The 24965-nt window shown below is 70.8% G+C and carries 23 protein-coding genes and 1 pseudogene; 6 read left to right on the forward strand and 18 right to left on the reverse strand.

Annotated elements, in window-relative coordinates; translation table 11 throughout:
* Nucleotides 1–2: 2 nt before the first annotated feature.
* The gene (locus ACZ3I4_RS43765; RefSeq protein WP_465388065.1) at nucleotides 3–1004 is read right to left on the reverse strand and encodes an aldo/keto reductase; all 1002 of its coding nucleotides are present in this window, start codon (nucleotides 1002–1004) and stop codon (nucleotides 3–5) included.
* An 84-nt stretch (nucleotides 1005–1088) separates the two neighbouring features.
* On the opposite strand from ACZ3I4_RS43765, the gene ACZ3I4_RS43770 reads away from it, so the two are divergent.
* Complete coding sequence (locus ACZ3I4_RS43770) at nucleotides 1089–2210, forward strand: DegT/DnrJ/EryC1/StrS family aminotransferase (protein WP_465388066.1); 1122 nt, start codon at nucleotides 1089–1091, stop codon at nucleotides 2208–2210.
* A gap of 3 nt (nucleotides 2211–2213) precedes the next feature.
* Here ACZ3I4_RS43770 and ACZ3I4_RS43775 read toward each other — a convergent pair whose 3' ends face one another.
* The 7 genes from ACZ3I4_RS43775 to ACZ3I4_RS43805 all read right to left on the reverse strand — a co-directional run bounded on the left by ACZ3I4_RS43775 (nucleotide 2214) and on the right by ACZ3I4_RS43805 (nucleotide 10427).
* Nucleotides 2214–3917, reverse strand: coding sequence for an ABC transporter substrate-binding protein (locus tag ACZ3I4_RS43775; RefSeq protein ID WP_465388067.1), 1704 nt, complete (start codon nucleotides 3915–3917; stop codon nucleotides 2214–2216).
* On the reverse strand, nucleotides 3914–4915 hold the full coding sequence (locus ACZ3I4_RS43780) for a methyltransferase (RefSeq protein WP_465388068.1): 1002 nt from the start codon (nucleotides 4913–4915) through the stop codon (nucleotides 3914–3916). The genes ACZ3I4_RS43775 and ACZ3I4_RS43780 overlap by 4 nt, the downstream gene beginning before the upstream one ends.
* Entirely contained in the window at nucleotides 4912–6132 is a 1221-nt protein-coding gene (locus tag ACZ3I4_RS43785; RefSeq protein ID WP_465388069.1) for a DUF885 domain-containing protein, read from the reverse strand. The genes ACZ3I4_RS43780 and ACZ3I4_RS43785 overlap by 4 nt, the downstream gene beginning before the upstream one ends.
* Before the next feature lie 12 nt (nucleotides 6133–6144).
* Nucleotides 6145–7782 carry an ABC transporter substrate-binding protein gene (locus ACZ3I4_RS43790; RefSeq protein WP_465388070.1) on the reverse strand — a complete coding sequence of 546 codons (1638 nt, stop codon included), beginning with the start codon at nucleotides 7780–7782 and terminating at the stop codon, nucleotides 6145–6147.
* A gap of 25 nt (nucleotides 7783–7807) precedes the next feature.
* A complete protein-coding gene (locus tag ACZ3I4_RS43795) occupies nucleotides 7808–9139 on the reverse strand; it encodes an aminotransferase class V-fold PLP-dependent enzyme (protein ID WP_465388071.1) in 1332 nt (443 codons plus the stop codon).
* Nucleotides 9140–9222: 83 nt separating this feature from the next.
* Nucleotides 9223–9489 (reverse strand): MoaD/ThiS family protein, encoded by a 267-nt coding sequence (locus ACZ3I4_RS43800; protein ID WP_465388072.1) that lies wholly within the window; start codon nucleotides 9487–9489, stop codon nucleotides 9223–9225.
* 20 nt (nucleotides 9490–9509) lie between these two features.
* Entirely contained in the window at nucleotides 9510–10427 is a 918-nt protein-coding gene (locus tag ACZ3I4_RS43805; protein ID WP_465388073.1) for a formylglycine-generating enzyme family protein, read from the reverse strand.
* Nucleotides 10428–10579: 152 nt separating this feature from the next.
* On the opposite strand from ACZ3I4_RS43805, the gene ACZ3I4_RS43810 reads away from it, so the two are divergent.
* Both ACZ3I4_RS43810 and ACZ3I4_RS43815 read left to right on the forward strand, forming a co-directional pair.
* Entirely contained in the window at nucleotides 10580–11941 is a 1362-nt protein-coding gene (locus tag ACZ3I4_RS43810) for a nucleotide sugar dehydrogenase (RefSeq protein ID WP_465388074.1), read from the forward strand.
* A 4-nt stretch (nucleotides 11942–11945) separates the two neighbouring features.
* On the forward strand, nucleotides 11946–12920 hold the full coding sequence (locus ACZ3I4_RS43815) for an NAD-dependent epimerase/dehydratase family protein (RefSeq protein ID WP_465388075.1): 975 nt from the start codon (nucleotides 11946–11948) through the stop codon (nucleotides 12918–12920).
* 28 nt (nucleotides 12921–12948) lie between these two features.
* On the opposite strand, the gene ACZ3I4_RS43820 is transcribed toward ACZ3I4_RS43815, so the two are convergent.
* Nucleotides 12949–13665, reverse strand: a complete 717-nt coding sequence (locus ACZ3I4_RS43820; RefSeq protein WP_465388076.1) for a methyltransferase domain-containing protein — start codon at nucleotides 13663–13665, stop codon at nucleotides 12949–12951.
* Nucleotides 13666–13738: 73 nt separating this feature from the next.
* On the opposite strand from ACZ3I4_RS43820, the pseudogene ACZ3I4_RS43825 reads away from it, so the two are divergent.
* Nucleotides 13739–13999: pseudogene (locus ACZ3I4_RS43825) on the forward strand (ArsR/SmtB family transcription factor); the annotation flags it as partial.
* Between the two features lie 109 nt (nucleotides 14000–14108).
* A complete protein-coding gene (locus tag ACZ3I4_RS43830; protein ID WP_465388077.1) occupies nucleotides 14109–14870 on the forward strand; it encodes a class I SAM-dependent methyltransferase in 762 nt (253 codons plus the stop codon).
* A gap of 53 nt (nucleotides 14871–14923) precedes the next feature.
* On the opposite strand, the gene ACZ3I4_RS43835 is transcribed toward ACZ3I4_RS43830, so the two are convergent.
* On the reverse strand, nucleotides 14924–16063 hold the full coding sequence (locus tag ACZ3I4_RS43835) for a glycosyltransferase (protein ID WP_465388078.1): 1140 nt from the start codon (nucleotides 16061–16063) through the stop codon (nucleotides 14924–14926).
* 152 nt (nucleotides 16064–16215) lie between these two features.
* On the opposite strand from ACZ3I4_RS43835, the gene ACZ3I4_RS43840 reads away from it, so the two are divergent.
* A complete protein-coding gene (locus ACZ3I4_RS43840) occupies nucleotides 16216–17418 on the forward strand; it encodes a macrolide family glycosyltransferase (RefSeq protein ID WP_465388079.1) in 1203 nt (400 codons plus the stop codon).
* Here the strand turns inward: ACZ3I4_RS43840 and ACZ3I4_RS43845 are convergent.
* From ACZ3I4_RS43845 to ACZ3I4_RS43880, 8 genes are all read right to left on the reverse strand, one after another.
* The gene (locus tag ACZ3I4_RS43845) at nucleotides 17387–18415 is read right to left on the reverse strand and encodes an NAD-dependent epimerase/dehydratase family protein (RefSeq protein WP_465388080.1); all 1029 of its coding nucleotides are present in this window, start codon (nucleotides 18413–18415) and stop codon (nucleotides 17387–17389) included. The genes ACZ3I4_RS43840 and ACZ3I4_RS43845 overlap by 32 nt on opposite strands.
* Nucleotides 18412–19338 carry a transketolase family protein gene (locus ACZ3I4_RS43850; protein ID WP_465388081.1) on the reverse strand — a complete coding sequence of 309 codons (927 nt, stop codon included), beginning with the start codon at nucleotides 19336–19338 and terminating at the stop codon, nucleotides 18412–18414. The genes ACZ3I4_RS43845 and ACZ3I4_RS43850 overlap by 4 nt, the downstream gene beginning before the upstream one ends.
* The gene (locus tag ACZ3I4_RS43855) at nucleotides 19335–20150 is read right to left on the reverse strand and encodes a transketolase (protein ID WP_465388082.1); all 816 of its coding nucleotides are present in this window, start codon (nucleotides 20148–20150) and stop codon (nucleotides 19335–19337) included. The genes ACZ3I4_RS43850 and ACZ3I4_RS43855 overlap by 4 nt, the downstream gene beginning before the upstream one ends.
* Nucleotides 20147–21352: a macrolide family glycosyltransferase gene (locus tag ACZ3I4_RS43860; protein ID WP_465388083.1), complete on the reverse strand. Its 1206-nt coding sequence runs from the start codon at nucleotides 21350–21352 to the stop codon at nucleotides 20147–20149. The genes ACZ3I4_RS43855 and ACZ3I4_RS43860 overlap by 4 nt, the downstream gene beginning before the upstream one ends.
* A gap of 20 nt (nucleotides 21353–21372) precedes the next feature.
* A complete protein-coding gene (locus ACZ3I4_RS43865) occupies nucleotides 21373–22206 on the reverse strand; it encodes a class I SAM-dependent methyltransferase (protein WP_465388084.1) in 834 nt (277 codons plus the stop codon).
* A gap of 63 nt (nucleotides 22207–22269) precedes the next feature.
* On the reverse strand, nucleotides 22270–22872 hold the full coding sequence (locus ACZ3I4_RS43870) for an SRPBCC family protein (protein WP_465388085.1): 603 nt from the start codon (nucleotides 22870–22872) through the stop codon (nucleotides 22270–22272).
* Nucleotides 22873–23037: 165 nt separating this feature from the next.
* Entirely contained in the window at nucleotides 23038–23847 is an 810-nt protein-coding gene (locus tag ACZ3I4_RS43875) for an ABC transporter permease (protein ID WP_465388086.1), read from the reverse strand.
* Entirely contained in the window at nucleotides 23844–24821 is a 978-nt protein-coding gene (locus ACZ3I4_RS43880; protein WP_465388087.1) for an ATP-binding cassette domain-containing protein, read from the reverse strand. Before ACZ3I4_RS43880 ends, ACZ3I4_RS43875 begins: the two co-directional genes overlap by 4 nt.
* Nucleotides 24822–24965: the final 144 nt, after the last annotated feature.

The raw sequence follows: 24965 nt of genomic DNA on the forward strand, positions 1-24965 counted from the left end.
GCTCAGTCCAGCCAGGCATCGGGGCCCGGACCGCCCTTGCCGACCGGCGGAAAGAGCATGTCGAGCTCGTCCAGTTCGGCGTCGGTCACCTTGGCGCGCAGGGCGCCGAGCGCGGTGTCCACGTGTTCCGGCGTCCGCGGACCGATGACCAGCGCCGTGACCGACGGGCGTTGCGCGACCCAGGCCAGGGCGAGTTCGGCCGGGTCGCGTCCGAGGCGCCGGCAGAGCTGCTCGTACGCGGCGACCACGTCGCGCCGGTCGGCGAGGACCGACGCCGCCCGGCCCTGGGCCGACTTGACCGCGGCGCCCCGGGCCAGCTTGTCCAGGACCCCGCCGAGCAGACCGCCGTGCAGCGGCGACCAGACCAGCACGGATGCGCCGTAGGCCTGCGCGGCCGGGATGACCTCGAGGTCGGCGTGCCGGGTGTGCAGGTTGTAGAGGCACTGCTCCGACACCAGGCCGGGCCGGTTCCGCCGGCGTGCGGCCTCCTGCGCGGCGGCGATGTCCCACCCGGCGAAATTGGAGGAACCGACGTGGCGCACCTTGCCCTGGCCGACCAGCCGGTCCATCGCCTCCCAGATCTCGTCCCAGCCGACCGAGCGGTCCACCTCGTGCATCTGGTAGAGGTCGATCCGGTCGGTGCCGAGGCGCCGCAGGGAGTCGTCGCACGCCGCGACGATCCGCCGCGCCGACAGTCCCGAGTCGCCCGGCCGTTCCGTCATCGGCTTGCCCACCTTGGTGGCGAGGACAACGCTGTCCCGGCGCCCCGGCGCCGCCGCGAACCAGCGGCCGAGAAGCTCTTCGGTGTAGCCCTTGTGGACGCGCCATCCGTAGATGTCCGCGGTGTCGATGAAGTTGATGCCGCGCTCCACCGCGTGATTCAGCAACATGTGCGCCTCGGCCTCGTCGACCCGGCCGCCGAAGTTGACGGTGCCCAGGCACAGCCGGCTGACCATGAGCCCCGAGTGGCCCAGCGGCGCGTACAGATCCGAGTCGTGAGACATCCGCTTCTCCTTGACGACGGCCCGCGTACGGGAGCTCAATTACTACAAGATAATCAAGCAGATGGATGACCGAAAGGCTGTGGCGTGATACCGCTGTCCAAGGTGGCGACCTCACCGCGAGCGCTCGAGCGTGTCGCGGACGTGCTGAACAGCGGACGGCTCGAGCACGGGCCGGTCGTCGGCGAATTCGAGCAGGCGGTGGGCCGGCGGCTCGGCAACCGCCGGGTGCTGGCCGTCAACTACGCGACCTCCGCGCTGCATCTCGCGCTGAGCATGGTCGCCCGGGCTCCCGGCGGCGCCCCGGAGCCCGGCGAGGTGCTCACCACGCCGCTGACGTTCGAGGGCACCAACTGGCCGATCCTGGCCAACGGGCTGCGGATCCGCTGGGTCGACGTGGATCCGGCCACGCTCACCATGGACCTCGACGATCTCGCGGCCAAGATTTCCCCGGCGACACGGGCGGTCGTCGTCGTCCACTGGGCCGGCTACCCGGTCGACCTGGCCGCCCTGCGCGACGTGCTGGACCGGGCGGCCGAGCGGCACGGGCGGCGCCCGGTGGTCATCGAGGACGCCGCGCAGGCGTGGGGGGCCACCTATCGCGGGCAGCCGCTGGGTAACCACGGCAATGTCTGCGTCTACAGCCTGGGCGCCATCAAGTTGCTCAACGCCGCCGGTGGAGGCCTGCTGGTGCTGCCGGACGAGGACCTCGAAAGTCATCTTCGGCGGCGCCGCTGGCACGGCATCGACCGGCAGGCCGACCGGATCAACGGCGAGTACGACGTCGAGGACTGGGGCTACCGGTTCACGATGACCGACGTCTCGGCCGCGGTCGGCCTGGCCAACCTCGATATCGTGGACGACCTGCTGGCCCGCACCCGCGCCAACGCCGCGTTCTTCGACCGGGAGCTGGCGGCGGTGCCCGGCCTGGAACTCACCGAGCGGGCGCCCGACCGGGAATCGTCGTTCTGGCTCTATCCGGTGAAGGCGGACGACCGGGCCGCCTTCATGGGCAAGCTGGCCGGCGCCGGCATCGCGACCAGCGTGATGTGCCGCCGCAACGACGCGCACTCGTGCGTGGCCGATGTCCGCGAACCGCTTCCCGGCCTCGACAAGGTGCACGATCGCCTGGTGCACGTTCCGGTCGGCTGGTGGCTGACCGAGCGGGACCGCGACCACATCGCCGAGACCATCCGATCCGGCTGGTGACAGTCAGTCCGGCGGGTCCAGCCAGAGGTTCGCCGCGTCGTACCAGCGGTCGATCTGCGGCATCGGGATCGCGTTGCGGACCCGGCGGCCGGTGCGGTGGCGGATCATCGGCTCGCAGGCCACCACCGGCACGATCGCCACGTCGGACAGCAACCGGCGGTCGATCTCGTGCCACAGTCCGGCGGCCCGGTCCGGGTCGCCCTCGGCCAGCGCCTCGTCGATGAGGGCATCGACCACGGGATTGCTGTAGTCGCCGTAGTTGCTGGTGCCGCGGGCGAAGTTGGACTGGAACATGGGCTGGATGTAGGAGCGCCCGTTGTTGCCGTACCAGTCCGGTGTCCACGACGCGGCGGCCAGATCCCATTCGCCGGCCAGCGCGCGGGCCGGGTCCTGCAGCAGCCGGTAGAACTCGTCGGTGGAGCCCATCCGCACCAGGTCGACCGTGATGCCGCCCTTGGCCAGGTCGGCCACGTAGGAGGCGGTGACGTCGGAGTGCACCGCGTCCTCCCGGTAGGGCACGCGCAGGCGCAGGCCGTCCGGGAAGCCGGCCTGCTCGAGCAGGGCCCGGCAGCGGTCGGGGTCGCCCGCGTCACCGGGAGTGGGATACGGGTCGTACTCGCGGTAGCCGAAGTTGCCGGGCGGAATGACGGTGTGCGCGGGCCGGCTGAAGGTGCCCAGGTCCATGCCGTCGAAGATGCGGACGATGGCCGCCTTGTCGACGGCGTACGCGATGGCCCGGCGTACCGGCAGCAGGCTCATCGCACCCCCGGCGTTCGGGCTGCGGAAGTTGAACACCAGGTACGGATTGAGGGCGTAGCCGAGGTGCCGGTCGGCGTCCGGTGGCCGGCGGTCGTCGCTGATCACCGCCGCCCCCCAGGACAGATCGGCGGCTCCGGTGTCGATGGCCTCGCGCACCTGGTCGTCGGTCGCCGGCTCCATGCGTACGTCGATCCGCTCGATGTGCTGCCGTCGCAGCGGATCCGAGGCCGCGCGCCAGGCCGGATTGCGGTCCATGGTGAGGAACTCGCCGTTCTGGTAGCCGGTGAGCCGGTAGGGACCGTCGGACCGGACCGCCGCGATGAAGGCGGGGCTGTCGGGGATCACCCGGTCGTACTCCTCGGGCGCGGCCGAGGCGAACGGCATCGCCAGGATGTTGAGCAGGTCGTTGGCCGGACGGACGAGGTCGATGATCAGAGTGCGCTCGTCGGCCGCGCGCAGACCGGAGATCTCGTGGCTGTTCTGGTAATCGGCGAGACCGGCGGCGGTCGGCTCGACCCCGTCGAACGCGGCCCGGTAGCCCTCGACGAACTCGGCCATCCCCGCGATCGTGCTGGTGTAGTACGTGATGGCGCCGGCGCCGGCCACCGGGTTGGCCATGCGCTTGAGCCCGCGGACGAAATCGTGTGCGGTCACCGGGCGCGGCGGCTCGGTGTCCCAGAAGACGTCGTCCCGCAGCCGGATGGTGTAGCGCCGGCCGTCCGCGCTCACCCCGCCGTTCGCCTCCGTGGGCAGCTCGGCGGCGACGTCCGGCACCGGGACCAGGGCGGAGGCGTCGGTGGTGCTCGGATAGCCGAACAGCTGCCGGGCGAACAACCGGATGATCTGATGTGAGAAGGCGTAGTAGGCCGCGGCCGGATCGACGTGGTCCATGCCGCCCGGGCCGTAGTAACGCAGTGTCCCGCCCGAGCGGGGCTGTTCGCCGGTCATGCGGCCCGTCCTTCCACGATGGTCATCGGTGACGCCGTCGCCACCACCCGGGTGACGCTCAGGCCCGCGGCCTCGAACAGCGCGGTCAGCTCCGCTTCGGTGCGCTCCTGGCCGGTGAGCGCGGACAGCATCATGAAGTCCATCTGCCGGCTCTGGTGCGGCCGGTCATCGGCCGGAATCACCGCGTCGATGACCAGCACCCGGCCGCCTGGGCGCATCGTCTGACGGCAGTTGCGCAGAATCCGGACGCTGTCCTCGTCGTCCCAGTTGTGCAGGATCCGCTTGAGCACATAGAGATCCGCCGCGGGCACCTCGCTCAGGAAGTCGCCGGTCACCGCCTCGGCCCGCGCGGCCAGCTCGGGAGTGTCCAGCAGATGCTCCTTGACCCGGTGCGGCTGATCGACCAGGACACCGGTCAGGCCGGGCCGGGCCTGCAGCACACTGCGCAGAAAGGGGCCGCGCCCGCCGCCCACATCGGCCACGACACCTTCGTACGGGAAATCGTAGGCCTCGATCAGCAGCGGATGCTCGGCGTCGGAGACCGTGGCCATGCCGTCGTAGTAGAGCGCCTCCACCGCCGGATCGGCCTCGAAATAGTCGCCGAGCGACCGGCCGAAGATCTCGGCGAACGACGGCTGCGGGTCGGCGACCGCGCGCGCGGCACGGTGCGCCATCGTCCAGAACATGTCGTCGGTGAACATCAGCACTCCGGAGCGCGCGGGCACCGGGGAGTCGCTGCGCAGAGCGGCGCCCCGGTCGGTCAGGACGAAGCGCCCGGTGTCGTCCTCGGCGACGATGCCCCGCGCGGCCAGCAGCCGCAGCACGCGCCGCAGCCGGCCGGGATCGGCGCCGACCGCGGCGGCCAGCTCCCCGGCGGTACGCGGGCCGTTCGTCATGGCGTCCGCGACATCGAGCTCGGCCGCCGTGCGCAGAGCCGCGGCGTACGTGTACGCCATGGCCTCCTCGTACAGGAAGAGAGCGGATTCCCGGTCGTTCATGGCGCCTCCACTCGGTGCAGTTCGTCGCGCAACGTCGAGGGCAGCAGGGGCTCGGCCAGCAGACGCCGGTACCGCTCGAGGACCGTGCCGGCGCCACCCGGCGCGGACAGCCATTCGCCGACCAGCCGGGCGCCCTCCACATAGGTCACCGAGTAGGCCCGCCACAGCGGATCGGCCAGGAACTGGGTGATGTGCCGGGCCCGATCCTCCGGCAGCAGCAGCCACCGCCTCAGGTAGGCGGCGACCGTGTCCACGTCGGCCCCGCGGTCGTGCAGCAGGACAGCCGCGTCCTGCCGGGCCGGCAGCAGAGCCCGGACCAGCTCGACCATGCGTTCCACGGCCGGGCCGTCGATACGCACGCCGTGCCCGGCCAGGATCGCCTCGGTCCAGGCTCCCCAGCCGGGGCCGAGCAGGGCGGTCACGGCCACCTCGGCGGTGCCCTCGGCCATCAGGCTCTGCGGGGTGTTCACCAGCGAGATGACATGTTCCGTCTCGCCCCGCCCGCGCACCAGCAGCGCCTCTTTCACGCAGTGTTCGGTGTGGTGCCCGGGATAGGACTCATGGCTGACGAGCAACGGCAGCGCCCCGATCGCCCGGCCGGCCTCGACGTTGAGGGTCACGACCGAGCGGAAGTCGCCCTGGTAACGGTTGAAGGCGTTCCACGGCCGGTCGGTCACCATCTCGTAGTCGATCCGCTCGCTGTCCGGCAGCGGCACCACGGCGCGGGTGCGGGCGCGCAGTTGCTCGCTGACCGCCAGCACGGCCGGGCCCAGCTTGTCCGGCGGCACCGCGTTCGCGTCGTAGAACGCGTCCACCCTCGTCTGCAGGTCGCCGGTTCCGGGCAGCAACTGCGCTATCTCCTGGTGGATCGCGGCGTACCGGTCGGGGTCACCCAGGGCAAGGGGGACCTCGAAGTAGCGCTCCACCTCGCCGACAAAACCGAACTCCTCGCCGTCGAGCCGGCGGGCCGCGCATTCCAGCGCCCGGGCCTGGGCGCCCAGGAACGCCTGCCGCTGATCGGACAGCCCACTGTCGGCCAGCGCGGCCCGCAGCCGTACCGCCTGGCCGACCAGGGCCGTGGGAGTGCTCGGTGGTTCGTTCTCGATCTGCTTCGCGAGATCCGGATCGCCGAACCAGCAGTCGACGAACCCGTCCACCAGGCGGCCCAGGCGCAGCCCCAGGCCGAGGTAGTCCCGGATCACCGTGTCGTCGTTCATCGCGGATCTCGTTCAGGCGGCCGGCGTGAGCCGGACGAGGGACAGGTCGGGCGCGTTGCCGAGGGTAGGCAGGCCGATCGCGTCGCGCACCCGGGCACCCAGCGGGTATCCACCGGGTTTGCGGAACACCAGCGGGATCACGGCCGTGTCGGCCAGCGCCCGGCGTTGCACCTCCTGCCACAGCCGGTTCGCCCGCTCCGGCCGCTTCTCGTCGAGGGCCTGCTCGATCAGGAGGTCCACCTCGGCATTCCGGTATCCGCCATAGTTCGCCGTGCCGCCACCGGCCGGGCCGGACGCGAACATGGCCTGCACGAAGACGCGTCCGTTGCCGTGGAACCAGTCGGGCGCGCGGGAGGTCAGGGCGAGGTCCCATTCCCCCGTACGGGCCGGGTCGGTGAGCAGGCGGTGATGATCGGACGGGGTCAGGGCGGTGAGCCGCACCCGGAAGCCGGCCCGTTCGAGGTCGGTCGAGATGCGCCGGGCGATCCGGGTGTCGCGGTCGTCGTCCCGGTGCGGCAGGAGCAGGGCCACGCCGTCTGGATGACCGGCCTCGCACAGCAGTTGCCGGGCCTGTTCGGGCAAAGCGGGCAGGCCCGCGCGGTCGAGGCCCTCGGCATGTCCGTCGTTGCCGGGTGGCACGACACCGTCCGCCGGCCGCGCCGGTGAGCCCGGATCGAGCTCGGCCATCAGGTCACTGAGCGCGACCCGGTCGACGGCGAGTGCGATCGCCCGGCGTACCCGCGGGTCGGCCAGCGCGCCATCGGTGTCCGGGCTGTGCCGGTTGACCACCAGGTAGGGGTCGAGGCTCCAGCCGAGGTCGTCGGCGGGCGCCGCGCTTCTGGTCACCGCCGCGCCGAACGGCAGATCCGCCCCGCCCGCGCCGCCGGAACCGGAGGCCACCTCGATGCGCTCGGCGCCCCGCCCGCGGACCGGGTCGGTCTCCGGCCTCCAGGCGGGATTGGGTTCGAAGCTCAGGCCCCGGGCCGGGTCGGCGCCGATCGGCCGGTACGGGCCGGAGGAACGCAGGTTGGCCCGGAGTTCGGCGCTGCCGGGCAGGAAGGCCTCGTACTCTTCGGGTACCGGTGCCGCGCACGGCAGGGCCAGGATGTCGACGAAGTCGACCGCCGGCCGGAACAGTTCGAAGACCACGGTCGTGTCGTCAAGGGCGAACACGCCGGGGATCTCCTGCGACCTCTGGAACTCCGCGAGCGCGGCGGCGGTGGGGCCGGCGGCCGGCACCGATGCCGCGTACTGCTCGCAATACCGGGCCATGCCGCGGATCGTGCTGGTGAAGTAGACCAGCCCGGGCGGGCGTAGCACCGGGTTGGCCAGGCGCTTGATCCCGCGGACCACGTCGTGCGCGGTCAGCGGGCGCGCGGGTGTGGTGTCCCAGTGGACGTCGGGGCGCAGGTGCACCACGTACGTCTTGTGGCTGGCCCCGACTCCCGCGTTGTAGGTCGACGGGACCATCAGGGCCAGGTCGGGCACGGGCGCGACGGCGCGCCAGTCACGCGGGTCGCGCTCGGCGGCATAGGTGAACAGCTGACGCGAGTACAGCCGGGTCAGCTGGGCGGCCGCCGGGCCGTATGCGGCGACGGGGTCGAGCTGGTCCGCCTCAACGCGGCCGTGCAGTCGCAGTGTGCCGGTCATTTCACCGTCCTCGAATCGCCACGGGTCAGGACACGTCGCGGGCGAGCCGGACCAGGATCTCGACGGTCCGGTCGATCTCGTCCTCGGAGTTGAACAGATGGGTGCACAGCCGTGCGGCGTAGTGCTGGTGCGGGGAACCGGGCACGTCGAACTCGGTCCAGCGCGACCAGACCCGGTGCTCGCCCTCGAGCCGGTCCACGAACGTCATGAACTTCTTGATGTTCCAGGCGTCCTCGGGCCGGCGGAACGGGTTGAAGGCCACCAGCGGCGACCGCAGCCGGGGATCGGCGCCGGGTGAATAGAGGGCCTCGGTGCCGAAGGTTTCCGCGATCCGCCGGCGACAGTAGTTGCCGAGCGTCATGGCGCGGTGCTCGATGCGGTCGCGCCCGATCCGGTCCCACAGCCCGCACGCCTCGGCCAGAGCCGCGCCCCGGGCCAGGTTCGCGCTCCCCGCGCTCTGCAGGTAGTCGCCGATGTTGTCGCTCTCCACGGCCGTGCGGGTGCGCGGCGGCGGACTGCCCTGCATCGGGTACCACGTCGAGATGACCGGCCAGAACGTCGGCAGCGGCAGCGGGTTGTGCTCGGGGTGCACCTTGTTGCGGATGTACAGCAGGCCGGTGCCCAGCGGGCCGCACTGGAACTTGGAGCCCGAGCACGCGATGAAGTCGGCTCCGATGGCCCGGAAGTCGCAGTTGAACAGGCCGGGCAGCAGCGCGCCGTCGATGACCGTGGTGATGCCGTGCCGCTGGGCCAGCTCGCACAGCGCCCGCACCGGCATGAGCGTTCCGGTGAACAGGGTGATGCCGGCGAAGGCCATCACCTTGGTGCGCGGGGTGATGGCCCGCTCGAACATCTCGACGATGTCCTCGGCCCGCACGTCGTACCCGGAGGGCGGGGTCAGCACGGTGAGCTCGATGCCGTGCCGGTTGCGCAGCAGGTTGAAGTTCGACAGCACCGAATAGCACTCGTGGCTGGTCGTGATGACCTCGTCGCCCTCGCGCAGGTCGAGCCCGTTGATGATGCGCGCGACGCCCTCGGTGGCGTTGTGGCAGATCACCATCTCGTCGCCGTCGACGCCGTAGGACCGCCCGATGGCCTCGCGCTGCTCGGTGAACATGGCCGGCTTGTACACGTCCATGAGGCCGCCGGTGAACTGGCGTGTGACGCGATCGAGGGTGTCGAGCACCTCGAACGGCATGGCCCCGATGGTCCCGGTGTTGAGATGCGTGGTGCTCGCGTCGAGCGCGAACATCGACCGGATCGTCTCCCACGACGCCGTGCGCAGCGGCGAGTCGGGGGGCTCGGCGGGCGGTCCCGAGGGCCCGATCCACTCGTCGGTCCGAACGCTCTGGCTCACTGCGGCCTCCCTCGTACAACCTGCTCGATCTCTCGAAATTACCATGCGTTTTTAAAGCTTTTGGAGACCGAGCAAGGTCGGAGTCAGCCGCCCGCCATCGGCGGGACGATCGCGACGACGCTGCCGTCCTGCACCTCGGTGGAGGCCCGCTCGTGGCGCGGAACCGGGTCGTCGTCGATATAGATGTTGTAGTAACGCAGCAGCTCGCCGTCGCCGCCCAGCAGCCGCCGGCGGTAGGCCGGATACCGTGCCGCGAAGTCCTTGATGATGTCGTCCAGCGGCCCCTGCCCCACCTCGAACTCGTTCCGGCCCCGGTGCGCCCAGCCGGACGAGAGCACAATTTTGACCATCGATGCCTCCCCTTGCCGCGCTACGCGTCCTTCGCGCAGCGGAATCCCAGTGCGAAGTTCGACCAGCCGTCCGGGTCGCCGTGGATGCGCTCACAGCACCGGACCTGGTGCCGGAAATTCATCCAGGACCCGCCCCGGACCACCCGGTGCCGCCCCATGACGGCACGCAGGGTCGCGTCACACGGTGTCGCCTCGTCGTACAGGTACGACAGCGTGGCCGTCCATTCGTAGACGTTGCCCGCCATGTCGGCACAGCCGAAGACGCTGTCGCCGTCCGGCGTGAAGGCGCCGACCGCGGTCGTCTGCGGTACCGGCCCCCGTTCCGCATAGACACCGCTCCACCAGCGCCGCCACGCGTCCAGCGAACCGAGCGGACCGGCGTAGTACTCGGCGGTGTTGGCGTACCGGGGCTGCCAGGTGTCACCCCAGGGCCAGATCCGGAAGTCACGGCCCCGGGCGGCCAGCTCCCACTCCGCCTCGGTCGGCAGCCTCTTGCCGGCCCAGCGGGCGTACGCGTTGGCGTCGTCCCACGAGACGTGCACCACCGGGTGATCGGCGAACTGGGCTCCTCCGGTGCCCGGGCCTCCCGGCTCACGCCAGCTCGCGCCGGGCAGCTCGATCCAGTACGAGTCGCCGTAGACCAGCCCGTAGCCGGCCCGCTCGACGTCCGTGCGGTATCCGGTCGCCTCGGCGAACGCCGCGAACTGGCCGACGGTGACCGGACAACGGTCGATCAGGTAGGGGGCCAGGACGACCTCGGTCTGTGGCGTCTCGTCGGCGAACCAGCTCACCGGAAACGTGTCCTGATCGGACTCCAGCCAGTCGAGCGCCCAGTCCGGGGTGCCCTGCGAATATCGGGTGCCGGGGATCCGGACCATGGCGCCTGTCGCGGTTTCGGTCACCGGTTTCCTCCCTGCAGACCCCTCAAGTGCTTGCATATCATGTAGCACTTTAAGGGCAGACCCCTCATACATGCCAGCGAGCGACGTCATGGTTGAAAGTCATGTATCGCCCTTGATACGGTCGGTCAACCCGTGACCCCCGGCAATCCCTCTCGGGCGCAGGCGGGCAGAAGGGCGGTACGGCTTCGATGCGCTTCCTTCCCGACTCTCTCGGCACGCCCGGCCTACGCGTGGCGGTCGTCGGTTTCGGATACATCGGCTCCTGCCTGGGCGTGACACTCGCGGAGCGCGGGATGCACGTCGTGGCCATCGACCAGGATGAGCGCGTGGTGGACGACGTGCGCCACGGCCGGTGCCGCATCCCCGAACCGGGACTGGCCGAGGCGGTGGCCCGGTTGTCCGCCTCGGCCCGGCTCACCGCCACCACCGACTACGCCGCGGCGGCCGGCGCCGACGTGGTGCTGCTGACCGTCGGCACCCCCGTCGACGCCGACCGGGGCCTGCAGCCCGATCAGCTCGTCGAGGCGTGCACCCGCCTCGCTCCCCACCTGCGGCGGGGCCAGCTGGTCATCCTCAAGTGCACAGTGCCACCGGCCACCACCCGTACGCTGGTCGCGCCCTTGCTGGAGGCCGGCGGCCTGGCCCACGAGACCGACTTCGGGCTGGCCTTCTGCCCCGAGCGCCTGGCCGAGGGCGAGGCGTTGCGTCAGCTCGCCCGGCTCCCGGTCGTGGTCGGCGGCTGCGGTCCGGCCAGCACCGAGGCGGCCGGCCGGTTCTGGGAGTTCGCGCTGGGCGTGCCGGTGCACGAGGTGCCCTCGGCCGAGACCGCCGAACTGGTCAAGCTGGCCACCAACTGGTGGATCGACGCCAACATCGCCATCGCCAACGAGGTCGCGCGCTACTGCGCCGCGCTCAAGGTGGACGTCCTGGACGTGGTGTCGCGCGCGAACGCCCTGCCGAAGGGTCACAGCACGGTCAACATGCTGCTGCCGAGCGTCGGCGTGGGCGGGCCCTGCCTCACCAAGGACCCCTGGATGGCGTGGAGCGACGCGCGCGGCCGGGGCGTGGACCTCGCGACCGTGGCGACCGCCCGCCGGGTCAACGACGCGATGCCGGAATGGACCGCCGACCTCATCTCCGACGAGCTCATCAAGATGGGCCGCGACCCGGCCGTCGCCACCGTGGCCGTGCTCGGGGTCGCCTTCAAGAACAACACCGGGGACCTGCGCAACACGCCGGTGCGTGGCGTCGTGGCGGCGCTGCGCACGGCCGGCACCCGGGTCCGGCTGTTCGATCCGCTCGCCGATCCCGGCCAGGTCATGCGCGACTTCGGGGTCCCGCTCTCGGCCACCCTCGACGAGGCGGTGGCCGGCGCCGACTGCATCGCGGTGCTCGCCGGGCACGACGAGTTCCGCTCCGTCGACTTCGCGGGCCTGCGCGACCGGGTGACCATGCCGTGCCTCGTCTTCGACGGCCGCATGTACTACCCGCGGGAGACCATCGACCGGTGGCACGAACAGGGCTTGCGGTATCGCGGAATCGGGCGGTGAGGGCATGGCACAGGTGGTCGTGACCGGGGGGCACGGGTTCGTGGGCAGCCACGTGGTCGAACGCCTGGCCCGTCGGGGTGACGACGTCATCGTCTACGACCCTGACCCGCCTCCGCCGGACCTGGCGGCCGGCCCGGCCCGGGTGCGGCACGTGACCGGCGACGTCCGCGACGAGGCCTCGGTGGCGGCGGCCATTCCCGCGGGCACCAGCGTGGTCTATCACCTGGCCGCCGTGGTCGGCGTGGACCGCTATCTGGCCCGCCCGCTCGACGTGCTCGAGGTCAACGTGCTCGGCACCCGCAACGTGCTGCGCCGGGCCGCCGCCGTGGGCGCGTTCGTCGTGGTGGCCAGCACGAGCGAGGTGTACGGGCGCAACCCGGGCACACCGTGGGAGGAGGACGCGGATCGAGTGCTCGGCAGCACCTCGGCCGACCGGTGGTCGTACTCCACCAGCAAGGCCACCGCCGAGCACCTGACCTACGCCTTCGCCCGCCAGGAAGGGCTGTCCGCCGCGATCGTCCGCTATTTCAACCTGTACGGCCCACGGCAGCGTCCCGCGTACGTGGTGAGCCGCACCGTGCACCGGCTGCTGCACGGCCTGGCCCCGGTGGTGTACGACGACGGCCGGCAGACCCGGTGCTTCACCTACGTGGAGGACGCCGCGGACGCGACTGTCCTCATCCCCGCCGTCGAGGCGGCCCGGGGCGAGTCCTTCAACATCGGCAGCGATCGCGAGACCACCGTGGCCGACGTGATCCGGCTGGCCACCCGGCTGGCCGGCGTCGACGTGACCCCGCAGACGCTGGACACGCGGGTCGAGCTGGGCGCCCGCTACCAGGACATCCCCCGGCGCGTGCCGGCCGTCGGCAAGGCACAGCGGCTCCTCGGCTGGCAGTGCAGCACCCCGCTGGACGAGGGCCTGCGGCGCACCCTGGCCTGGGCCCGCGACAGCCCGTACATGCGGGTCGCGCCGGCCTGACGGCGAGGGCCGTCAGGCCGGCGCGGGCTCAGCCGTTCCGGACCCCGAGGAACAGTCCGCGCCCGGTCAGCCAACCCTCGACGAATTCGACGGTGCAGCCGGCGTCGAGGAACGCCTGCTCGTACTCGTCCCGCGTGAACAGGGTCATCATCGTGACGTGCCGGACCTCCTTGAAGCCGGTCTCGTCGCCGATCAGCCAGCGCTCCTCCATCCGGGTCGCGCGGCCCTCCAGGGTCGAGCGGGAGACGCGGGCCAGGGTGCGACGGCCGTCCTCGAGCACCAGGTCACCGCCGACCCAGCCGTCGAGGAACCGCTCGGGGAACCACCACGGTTCGATCGCGAGCACGCCGCCGGGGTTGAGCTGACGGGCCATCGAGGCGATGGCCGCGCGCATGTCGGCCACGGTGGTCATGCAGCTGATCGCGCAGAACAGGCAGGTCACGGCGTCGAACGTGGTGTCCAGCCGCAGGTCGCGCATGTCGCCGTCGTACAGCGGGACGCCGGGCATCCGCTGCTCGGCCAGCTTGCGCATGGCGACACCCGGCTCGAGTCCGGCGACCCGGTCGAACTGCCCGGCGAAGGCCTGCAGATGCGTGCCCGCACCACAGGCGACGTCGAGCAACGACGTGGCGCCGGCGCAGCGCTCCCGCACCCGGGCGGAGATGTCCACGGCCTCGTCATGCCAGCTCTTGCCACGGTTGCGGTGGGTCACCTCGTAAACCTCGAGGTACTCGGGTCCGTACATGCTCACCCCTTCGGCGGGCCGGCCGCGTCTCGGCGTGACCGGGGAATCGGCTTCGATTTGCTATGTTCAACTCATGCACGCCTTCGACGTCCTCGGCGATCCGGTCCGGCGGCGGATCCTCGAGATGCTGGCCGAGGGCGAGGCGTCGGCCGGCGAACTCGGCGCGGTCGTGCAGGACGAGTTCGGCATCAGCCAGCCGGCCGTCTCGCAACACCTGAAGATCCTGCGAGAGAACGGTTTCGCCTCCGTTCGCCGCTCGGGGACCCGACGGTTGTACGCCGTCGAGGCAGCCCCGCTGCGGGCCGTGGACGCATGGCTCGAGCGGTATCACAAGAACCGGGAGGGCCGGTCCGGCCGGTGACGCCCGCTCCCTTGCGCCGTCTCGCGCGAGGTCTATAGGCTTTAAAATCATATACTAGAGCCGAGCAAGCCGGGAGGCACCGATGGACCCCGATCTGCGCGCTTTCGTCCACGACTCACCTCAGGAGACCGAGGTGACCTCGCGGCTGACCAAGCTGCTGACCGACACCCCGATCCCGCCCGAGGAGCTCATCAACAACCTGCCGCTGTTCCTGCGCAGGCACCAGATGCTCGACCTGCTGTCGATGGACGCGCTCTACCGCATGGTGCTGGACGTGCCGGGCATCATCGTGGAGTTCGGTGTGCGCTACGGGCGCCACCTCGGCACGTTCACCGCTCTGCGCGGGGTGTACGAGCCGTACAACCCGCTGCGGCGCATCGTCGGTTTCGACACGTTCACCGGCTTCCCCGAGGTCAACGACATCGACCTGGTCGGGCCGACGGCCTATCCGGGCCGGTTCGCGGTCGGCGAGGACTACGCCTCGTACCTGCGCGAGGTGCTCGCGGCCCACGAGGTCGGAGAGTTCTTCGGCCACGTCACCCAGCGCGGCGTGGTGGTCGAGGGCGACGTACGCGAGACCCTGCCCCGTTATCTCGAGGCCAACCCGCAGACCGTCATCGCCATGGCCTACTTCGACATGGACCTCTACGAGCCAAGCCGGGCGGCGCTCGAGGCGATCCAGCCCTATCTGACCCGGGGCAGCGTGATCGCCTTCGACGAGCTGGACAACCCGAAGTGGCCGGGCGAGAACGTGGCCATGCGTGAGGTGCTCGGGCTCGACCGCGCCCGGCTGCAGCTGCTGCCCGGCCGACCGGCACCGGCCTTCCTGCGCTGGGGCGAGTGACGGCAGTCGCTCGGGGCGTGCCCGCCACCGGGCCGGCCCGCCCCGAGCGGCACTCAGATCTCGGCGATGATGCGCCGTACGGTCTCGGCCGGCGAGGGCAGCGCATGGACCTCGTCGCGCACCGCGGACAGGCGGTCGGCCAGCCCGTCGTCGGAGACCAGCTGGGCCAGCAGCTCGGGCGAGACCTGATCGGCCGTGCTGACCAGGCCGATGCCGAGCTTGCTGACGGCGTTGCGCCCGGAGTGCTGGAACATGTCCCGCGCGTCGGGCGCGAGCAACTGCGGCGTGCACGCCTCGATCGACGTCATGATCATTCCGCCGCTGCCGTGGTGCACCACGGCGGTGCACTGCTGGAGCAGGCGGTGCAGCGTCGTCCAGCCGACCGCCCGGACGTTGGGCGGCAGCGCTCCGAGCGGCGTCACGTCGAGCTCGCCCAGGGCCAGCACGAAGTCGGCGTCCACCTGGGCGGCCGACGCGAGGATCGATTCGATGGCGCCCAACCCGAACGCCTGCAGCTCGATCGTGCCCATCGAGACGGCGACCTGAGGACGGCCGGACGAGGCGGCGGGCCAGCGGTCACCGTGCACCTCTCCCCCGCCGTACGGCACCCAGCGCATGAACCAGCCCTCGGGCGACCGGTCGAGGATCATGCTCGGCGGGAACGACTCGATGATCACGTTCGGCTTCGGCAGCGGCGCGGTCAGGTCGTATTTCTCGAAGAAGTCGCCCAGATACGAGGCGATGCCCTCGTGCATCCGCCCGGTGCCGAACGCGCCGTGATTGCGTTGCACGGCGGGCACTCCGGCCCGGGCCGCCGCGAACAGGCCGGCCGTCGCGCCCTGCTCGTAGACCACCAGGTCGGGCCGGAAGTCGTCGGTGAGCCGGATCAGGCCGTCGATCAGCGGCCGGTTCACCGCGGCGATCTGCACCCCCCACTCGGCCAGGTCGACGGCCGGGCGGGTCGCGACGGTGGTGATGAAGTCGGGTTCATCCTTGGCCACCTGCTCGAAGGCCGCGACGGAGCTGAAGTGCGGTGCGACGTCGACGACCTCGAGACCGGCCTGCGCGGCCCGGCCGGCGTGCTCGGCCGTCGCGATGACGACGTCGTGGCCGTCGGCCCGGAAGGCCCACGCGAGGGGAATCAGCGGGAAGAGGTGCCCGAGGCCGGGCGACGAGACGAACAGGACCTTCATCGGATGTGCTCCTGACGTAGGCGAAGACGACCAGCGTTTAGCTATACGATTCGATAGTCGCAGTGCCGCGAAAAGCCGTCAATCTTGTCCGTTGCCGTCTGTCGACTATAGGGTTGTCAACTATCCCGACCGGACGGACGGAGCCCTCCACCATGCCTCGTCGCCACATCCTCGTCGTCAACGTCCAGGGCCACGGCCACGTGTTCCCGTCGCTGTCCCTGGTGAGCGAGCTCGCCCGGCGCGGGCACCGCATCTCCTACCTGACCGGGCCGGCCTTCGCCGAGGCGGTCACCGCCGCCGGCGCCACCGTCGTGCCGTACCGGTCGGAGTTCGACACCTTCCACGTGCCCGAGGTGCTCGGCCGGGACGACGCCGAGACGCAGCTGCATCTCGTCTACGTCCGCGAGAACGTGGCCATCCTCGAGGCCGCGCGGGAGGCGCTGAGCGACGATCCGCCCGACCTGATCCTGTACGACGTGATGCCGTTCCTGGCCGGCCGGCTGCTGGCCCGGCACTGGAACCGCCCGGCCGTGCGGCTCAGTGGCGGCTTCGCCGAGAACGAGCACTACTCGCTGTTCGAGGCCCTGTGGGCCAGCAACGGCCAGCGTCATCCGGCCGACGTCGAAGTGGTGAACAAGATGCTGGTCGACCTGCTCGCCGAGTACGGCGTCGGCACACCGCCGAAGCAGTACTGGCGCGAGATCGAGGACCTGAACATCATCTATCTGCCCAAGTCGTACACGGTCGCCGCCGAGACCTTCGACGACCGGTTCGTGTTCAGCGGACCCAGCTTCACCGGCCGCATCGAGGACGCACGCTGGCAGCCGCCCCGCCCGGGCGCGCCGGTCCTTCTCGTGTCCCTGGGCACCCTGCACAACGAGCAACCCGAGTTCTTCCGTACGTGCGTCGAGGCCTTCGAGGGCACGCCGTGGCACGTCGTCCTGGCCATCGGCAGCTACCTCGATCCGCAAGCCCTGGGCCCGCTGCCGGCCAACGTCGAGGCGCACGCGTGGGTGCCGTTCCACGCCGTGCTCGAACACGCCACGGTCTGCATCACCCAGGGCACGACCGGCGCCACGATGGAGGCCATGGACATGGCCGTTCCCGTGCTCGTCGTACCGCACTTCGCCACCGAGGCCGCACCCTTCGCCGAGCAGACCGTCAAGCTGGGCCTGGGCCACCACCTGCCGGCCGACCGGCTCACGGCCGACGGCATCCGTGCGGCGGTGGAGCGGCTGGCGGCCGACACCGACGTCAAACGACGCGCCGAAGCGATGCAGCAAGACATCCGGCAGTGCGGCGGCGCTCCGCGGGCGGCCGACGCTATCGAGGCCTACGTGAACTCCCGGTCGTGACGCCGCCCGGTTCCCGCAGGATGGCGCGGGCATACCGGTCGTGAACGCGCGCGTCGCCGCGCAACCAGCCGGCAAGGGCCCGGAACCCCTCGGCCAGAGTGTGCCGCGGCCGCCAGCCCAGGCCTCGCCGGCTGAGGGTGCAGTCGGCGACGCACAATCCGGCCTCCCACGGCCGCGGCGCCATCGTCGACCACTCGGGCTCCGGCTCGATCGCCAGTTCGGACCGGGCCAGGCCGACGAGTTCGGCCAGCGACGTCGGCGTACCGGTACCGATGTTGACGATGCTGCCGGGGGTGAGGTGCGTCGCCCGGGCGGCCAGCATGAACGCCTCGCACACGTCGTCGACGAACACGAAGTCCCGGACGGTCCCGGGGCCGGTGAGCGGGGGTAGCCGCCCGCGCAGGCCGTGCACGGCCAGGGCCGGCATCAGGCGATGCGGTTCCTCCCAGGGCCCGTAGGCCGTGGCGAGGCGCAACGTCACCAGGTGGGCCCCGTGCCGGCGGGACACGGCCCGGGCGTACCGGGTCGCCGCGGCCTTGCTGACGGCGTACGGGCCGTGCGGCACCGCCGGGTCGTCCTCCCGCGGGGCGCGGTCGCCGGGACCGTATTCGGCGGTGGATCCGGCCTGCACGAAGGCTTCGCACGCCCCGGCGGCGGCCAGGTCGATGAGCCGGGCCGTCGCCCCCGTGTTCGTGGCGGCGATCGCCGCCGGATCGGTCTGCCACGAGTACGCGCCGTGGGCGGCGAGGTGGAACAGCCAGTCGGCTCCGACGGTCCGGACGATCGCCTCGACCGCCCCGGCCTCGCCCAGGTCGACCCGATGGGCCGTGATGTCGTGCCGGATCCCGGTCAGGCGCCACAGGTCGCCGCCGGGGCGCACCACGGCGTGCACCGCGTGCCCGGCGCGGACGAGGCGGCGGCACAGGTTCGCCCCGATGAACCCGCCGGCCCCGGTGACCAGCACACGCCGGGCCGGCGTCGGCGGGACCGCGCTCACTGACGCGCGGACGCCATCAGGGACATGGTGGTGCGCGCGATGGCGGCCGGGGACAGACCGAACCTGTCCTGCAGGAACGGCGTCGACCCGGTGACCCCGCGGGGCAGGTCCTCCAGGCCGCAGCGGCGCAGGCGGGTCGCCAGGCCGCGTTCGGCGATCACCTCGGCGACCAGCGTGCCCAGGCCGCCGTCGACGAAATGCGATTCGACGGTGACCGCGAGCGGCACGTCGGCGAGCAGCTCGGCCAGGTCGTCGCGGGGCGAGGGGTTGAAGCTCTCGACGACCGCCACGGTCGCCTCGATGCCTTCCGCGCTCAGCCGCCCGGCCGCGGCCATCGCGTCACCGGCCATCGAGCCCAGCGCGATCAGCGCCACGTGCCGTCCGGGGCGCAGCCGGGCGAGCCGCCCGAAGGCGAAGTCCCCGGTGAGACCGGCCACCGGGGGGCCGCTCTTGGCCAGCCGGTAGTAGATCGGCCGCCGCAACGCGTACGTCTGCCCGATCGCACTGCGGGCGTGATCGTCGTCGGCTGGGACCACGACCGTCAAGCCGCGCTGCATCCGCAGAATGCCGACGTCCTCCAGGCCGTAATGGGTGGTGCCGTTGTTGCCGTACTCGAAGCCACCGCCCACACCGACGATCCGCACCGGCAGCTGATGCAGAACCGGGCCGTTGCGGATGAACTCGTACGGGCGCATCGAGGCGAAGGTGGCGATCGAGTAGACGAACGGGATCAGGCCCGCCTCGGCCAGGCCGGTCGCCACCCCCACCATGTTCTGCTCGGCGACGCCGACGTTGTAGAAGCGGCCGGGGAACCGCTCACCGAACGGCTCGAGGAAGTTGAAACCGAGATCGCCGGTGAGCAGCACGACCCGGGAGTCCTGGGCCGCGATGTCGGTGAGTGTCTCGATGAATGCGGCCCTCATGATGCCCCCGCGGCGTTCTTGACCTCGGCGACCGCGGCCGCGTACTGGTCGTCGGAAAGCGGCCAGTAACGCCAGCCGGTGCGGCCCTCCATGAACGAGACACCGCTGCCGGAGGTGGTGCGGGCGATCAGCACGTGCGGGCGGCCGGAGGTGCCGTCGATGTGGTCGAGAGTGTCCCGCAACGCGTCCACGTCGTGGCCGTTCACCTCGTGGGTGATCCAGCCGAACGCCTGCCAGCGGGAAGCCAGCGGCTCGAGATCCAGCACCTGGCTGGTCGGGCCCAGGGCCTGCTGACCGTTGGCGTCGACGATGGCGACCAGGGAGCCGAGACCGTGGTGCGCGGCGAACATGGCCGCTTCCCACACCGATCCCTCGTTGAGCTCGGCGTCGCTGATCAGGACAAAGGTGCGCCGGGCGACGCCCTGCATGCGGGCGGCCAGGGCCGAGCCGGCCCCGTACGACAGCCCGAGCCCGAGCGAGCCGGTGGAGAAGTCGATTCCCTCGAGGACGTGCTCGGGATGGGCTCCGAGAGGGGTGCCGTCGGTGCAGTAGCTTTCGAGCGCCGACCGGTCGATGCGGCCGGTCTCGTACAGCGCCGCGTAGAGCGCGAGGACGGCGTGACCCTTGGACAGGATGAACCGTTCCCGGTCGGGGCCGGAACCGCGCAGGACCCCGCCGAACAGCACCGCCAGGATGTCGGCGATCGACAACGCCGAGCCGATGTGGCCGAAGCGAGCGCGATGGGACTGCTCGAGGATGCTGAGCCGGATCGCGTGCCGCATCTGGATGCGGGTCACCGCGCGGGCCGTCATCGGACGTCCCCCGCGTCGATCGTGGCCAGCACGACGTCGGCCGCCCGGACCGCGCCGCCGGCATCGTGGATCTCGTGCCGCATGTCGCGGATGCGGGATCGGATCGCGCTGTCCCCGGCCACCAGTTCGACGGTGTCGTGCAGGGTCCGCGCGTCGAACTGCCCGGCGGGGATGCGCCGGCCCAGCCCCAGTTCCTCGACCCGCCGCGCCATGACCTCGACCTCGAAGGCGAAGTGCGGGACGGTGACCATCGGCACCCCGCGGGCCAGTGCCTGCATCACCGTGCCCATCCCGCCGTGCGTGACGCAGACCTGCGCGTGCTCGAGGACGGTGGAGTGCGGGAGCCAGTCGTGGGCCTCGACGTTGGGCGGTAGCGGCCCGAGTTCCGTCCGGTCGACACGGCCCCCCAGGGTCAGGACCACGTGCCAGCGGCTGCCGGTGAAGGCGCTGACACAGGTGCGGAACCACTCCGGGTGGTCGTTGAAGCTGGTGCCGAGGGAGATGAGCAGCACCGGCCGGTCACCGGGCGGCGTCCAATCCCCGGCCGGGTCCGCGGCCGGTTCCCCGGCCGGGGACGGGCCCACGAACTGGAACCGGGAATCGAAGGTGTCGCCGGCGTACTGAAAGGCGCGCGGGATGAAGACCACGTTGCGATCGTCGATGCCATACCAGAACTGCTCGAGATCGGAAGGCTGGCCACGCGAAGCGAGCAACTCGGACAGGGCCGTCCGGAAGTTCTCGAACTCCAGTGGCGCGGGGATGCCGGAGGCGTCGACCATCTCCTGGTAGTAGGAGAACTTGTCGTTGGTGGCGAAGCCGACGCTCAGCCGGACCGCCGGCTTGCCCCAGGATCCGGCCAGCAGCTTGCCGGCGATGAACGGCGAGTCCTCGTAGAGCACCACGTCGGGTGGCGACTCGCCGAAGGCGGCCTCGGCCGCCTGGAGGATCTGGACGTTCTCGCGCAGGTAGAGCAGGTGCGGCAGGGTGGGATCCGGAGAGGCGAACACCTCGGCCGGATCCAGGTTCGCGATCGCCGACTCGTAAGTCGTCACGGACGCTCCGGCGGCGGCCGTGGCCCCGGCGAACTGCTCGGTCGTCAGGTGCACGACCCGATGCCCGCGGCGGGTCAGCTCGGCGACGAGCGAGAGGATCGGGTAGACGTTTCCGGCATGGGGTCCAGTAAGGAGGAGTGCCGTCTTCATACTTGAGAATCGTATACCAGTTAGACGCTGGCTGATACCGGCCGCCGGACGGTCAACTGCCAGAAACGGGCGATGTCGCGATAAGGCGGCAGCGCGCAGAGAGCCCGCTCGAGCGTCAGCGTGCGGTCCAGCCAGGCCGGGTCACGCTTGATCTCCTCGTCGGCCACGAGGTCGACCACCGCGCGCAGTCCGTAGCGAGCGGTCACGGTGGCGCCCGCCGCGTGAATCGCCGCCTCGACGACCGAGCTCTCCAGACGGCGCATCGGCACGCCGACCGTCACCGAGTCGCGGGTCGCGGCGCCCAGCAGCTCGAGCCCGCGGCCGGGGTCACGGTCCCGGATCGCCGCGGCGAGCACGTCCATCGCCGGATTGGGGGCGATGAGCGACAGCACTCCCCCGGGCCGGGCCGCGGCCAGAAGCCGCTCGACCAGCTCCGCCGGGTCGCTCCGATAGTGCAGGACGTTGTGACACAGCACCACGTCCCATCCGTCGCGACCGTCGGGGAGGGGCAGGGGCTCCCCGTCGTCGAGGTCGCGCCGCTCGGTACGCAACCGGTCGCGGCCGGGGTCGTCGCGGCCGAGCGCGGCCCGGGCCTCGGCGAGCAGGGCCACGGACGAGTCGAGAATGGTCACCCGGTGGCCGGCCGCGAGCAGCGGCCGGGAGTCGGCGCCGTTGGCTCCGCCGACATCCAGCACGTCGAGCGGCCGGGAATCATCCACGACCGCGCCGAGGACGTGCTGGACCAGGGCGTAATACACCCGCGCCCAGGGCGTGCGCTGCCAGGCGAGCCATTCCCCGGCCGCACGGTCGAAAGCGGATCCGGTGCCGTCCGCGGTGAGGGAATCGTGTGCCATGACGCCCGCCTCCCGATCGTCAGGTGGCGGCCCGGCGCACCGGACCACCACCTGGACAGCCGCCTACTTCTTCTGCTTGAGCAGCGCGACGTAGGCCGTCTCCAGGATCTGGGACCAGGCCATCCCGGCGTCACGGCTGAGGTTGGCGTCCTCCTCGGTCGGCTCGTACCACTCGAGGGAGGGCTTGTTGGGCAGCTCGCCGGCCAGGTACAGGCCGAGATACTTCAGCGGGAGCTCCCAGCCGGCGCCGATGCCCCAGTCGCCGGTCTTGGGGTCGCTGGACACGAAGGTGTCCCGCACCGACGAGTGCTCGAGCTCGAGCTGGGTGCCGCCCTTGACCTTCTTCAGACGGATCTCGACCTCGTCGGCCACGCCCTCCTGCACGTTCCAGGACAACCGCAGAAGGTTCGGCTTGTCACACTTGAGAACCTCGCCATCGGCGTTCATCTCGATCGCGTAGTGACCGCCCTCCTCGAGCTCCCCGCTCACCGGAAGGAAGTAGCGGTTGATGCGGTCGGGCTCCGTGAGGGCGGCCCAGACCTCGCCGATGGGGGCCGGGTAGACGCGTCGCATGATCGCGGATCGCGCGTCGCCCTCGGCGATCTTGCGACGTCCGAGCTCGCGCTCGGTCTGGTCGACGGGGTGCTTCTTCTCGCTGTCAGTCATGTTTCTCCATCCGGGGGCGCCGGCGCTTCCCTGCGCCGGACGACGGACGGACCACGGTGGAACCGCGCTTGCGTGGCGATGCCACCTGGCCCGCTTTGCTTTAACACCATATAGCTACCGGCTGGCAACTACATCTTGATGACACTCGATGGGGGTAGTGGCCGCTCAGCCTTCCTTGCGGCTGTAGATCAACGCGGTCGGCACTCCGAAGAGCACGACCAGCGCGGCGCAGTAGAGCAGGGCGGCGCCGACCTCTCCGGCGGTCACCGTGCCGTGCATGAGGCCGCGGACCACGGTGTTGGCGTGCGAGACCGGGTTGGCCTTGACCACGGCGGCGAGCCAGCCCGGCATGGACTCCGACGGCGCCATCGCGTTGCTGCCGAACAGAAGCAGGAACTGCAGCGGGTACAGCAGACCCTGCAGGGCCTCGGGCTGCTTGATGAGAACGGCGAACAGCATCCACACCCACGCCACGCAGAACATGAACAGCTGCAGGAACAGCAAGGACAGCAGGACACCGGACACGCCACCCTGCGGGCGGAACCCGAGCAGGAGTCCGACCAGCAGCACGACGACCGAGGTCAGCAAGTATCGGAAGACGTCCGCGGCCAGGGCGCCGACGATGACCGACGGACGCCAGATCGCCGACGACCGCACCCGGTCGAACATGCCGGTCGCGATGTCCCGGTTCAGCGACAAGGCGCTGTTCCAGCTCTGCGACACGAGCACGATGACGATCACGCCGGGCAGGAAGAACTGAAGGTACTCACGTGGTGAGCCGGCGATGGCGCCGCCGAGCAGATAGGTGAACACCACGGTCAGCACGATCGGGGCGATCACCGCGGTGCCGAGCTGGTCCGGCACGTTCCTGATCTTCAGCAGTCCGCGCCAGGCAAAGGTGCGGGAGGCGTAGAGGGCGCCCGCCTTGCCGGTGCGGGAGTCCGCCTCATCGAAGAGTCCGTCGAGTGTGGTCACGCGCGTGCCTCCGCACGGTCGTCGGTCTGCGCCCGCCGGCCGGTGAGCGCACGGAACACCTCGTCCAGCGGCGGCTGGTCGAGCGAGAAGTCGCTGACCTCGACGCCGGCGCCGGCCAGCTCACCCAGCGCCTGGGCGGCCCGCAGCGGGTCCTCGGCCGGCGCCGACAGCCGCTGCCCGGCCGGGTCGTGGGTCACCTGCGTGCCGAGCACCCGGGCCAGCACGCGCTCGGCCGCGGCCCGCTGATCGTGGTCACGCAGCCCGACACGCAGCGTGCTGGTGGCCAGACGGGACTTCAGCTCGCTCGGGGTGCCCTCGGCGACCATCCGGCCCTGGTCGATCAGGGCGATCCGGTCGGAGAGCTGGTCCGCCTCCTCGAGGTACTGGGTGGTCAGCAACACCGTGCTGCCCCGGGCCACCAGGGCCCGGATCATTTCCCACACATCGGCGCGACTGTGTGGGTCGAGACCGGTGGTCGGCTCGTCCAGCACCAGCAGGTCGGGGGTGACCACCAGGCTGGCCGCGATGTCGATGCGGCGGCGCTGACCGCCGGAGTACGTCTTGAGGAGCCTGTCCTTGGCCTCGACGAGGTCGAACGTCTCGATCAGCCGGGCCGCCCGGCGGGCCGCCGCCGCCGGCCGGATGCCCTTGAGCCGCGCGGCCAGCAGCAGATTCTGCACACCGGTCAGATCGTCGTCGAGCGAGACGGTCTGCCCGGTCAGGGCGATCCGCCGGCGTACGGCGTCCGCCTCGCGCACGACGTCGTGGCCGAAGACCCGCACCGAGCCGGAATCCGGCCGCAGCAGAGCGGTCATGATTTTGATAGCGGTTGTCTTGCCGGCCCCGTTCGGGCCGAGCACGCTGAACGTGGTGCCGGACGGCACCGAGAGGTTCAGGCCATCCAGGGCACGAACCTCGCCGTACGTTTTCACCAGGTCCGTGGCGCTGATGGCCAATGCGGTTTCGGCGGTCATGTCCGCTCCGATCCGATCACGGTTGCTGCTTCGTCCTCGAAGGCCTACAAGATATGCGTGCGGCTTATATTAGTCCAGACTTGCCTAATGCGCGCTTCCGAAATGCCGACCAGTCCGCTTGACGCCCCTCAACTGCTACATGAT

It is taken from the genome of Actinoplanes sp. NPDC021490 (genome assembly GCF_055562135.1).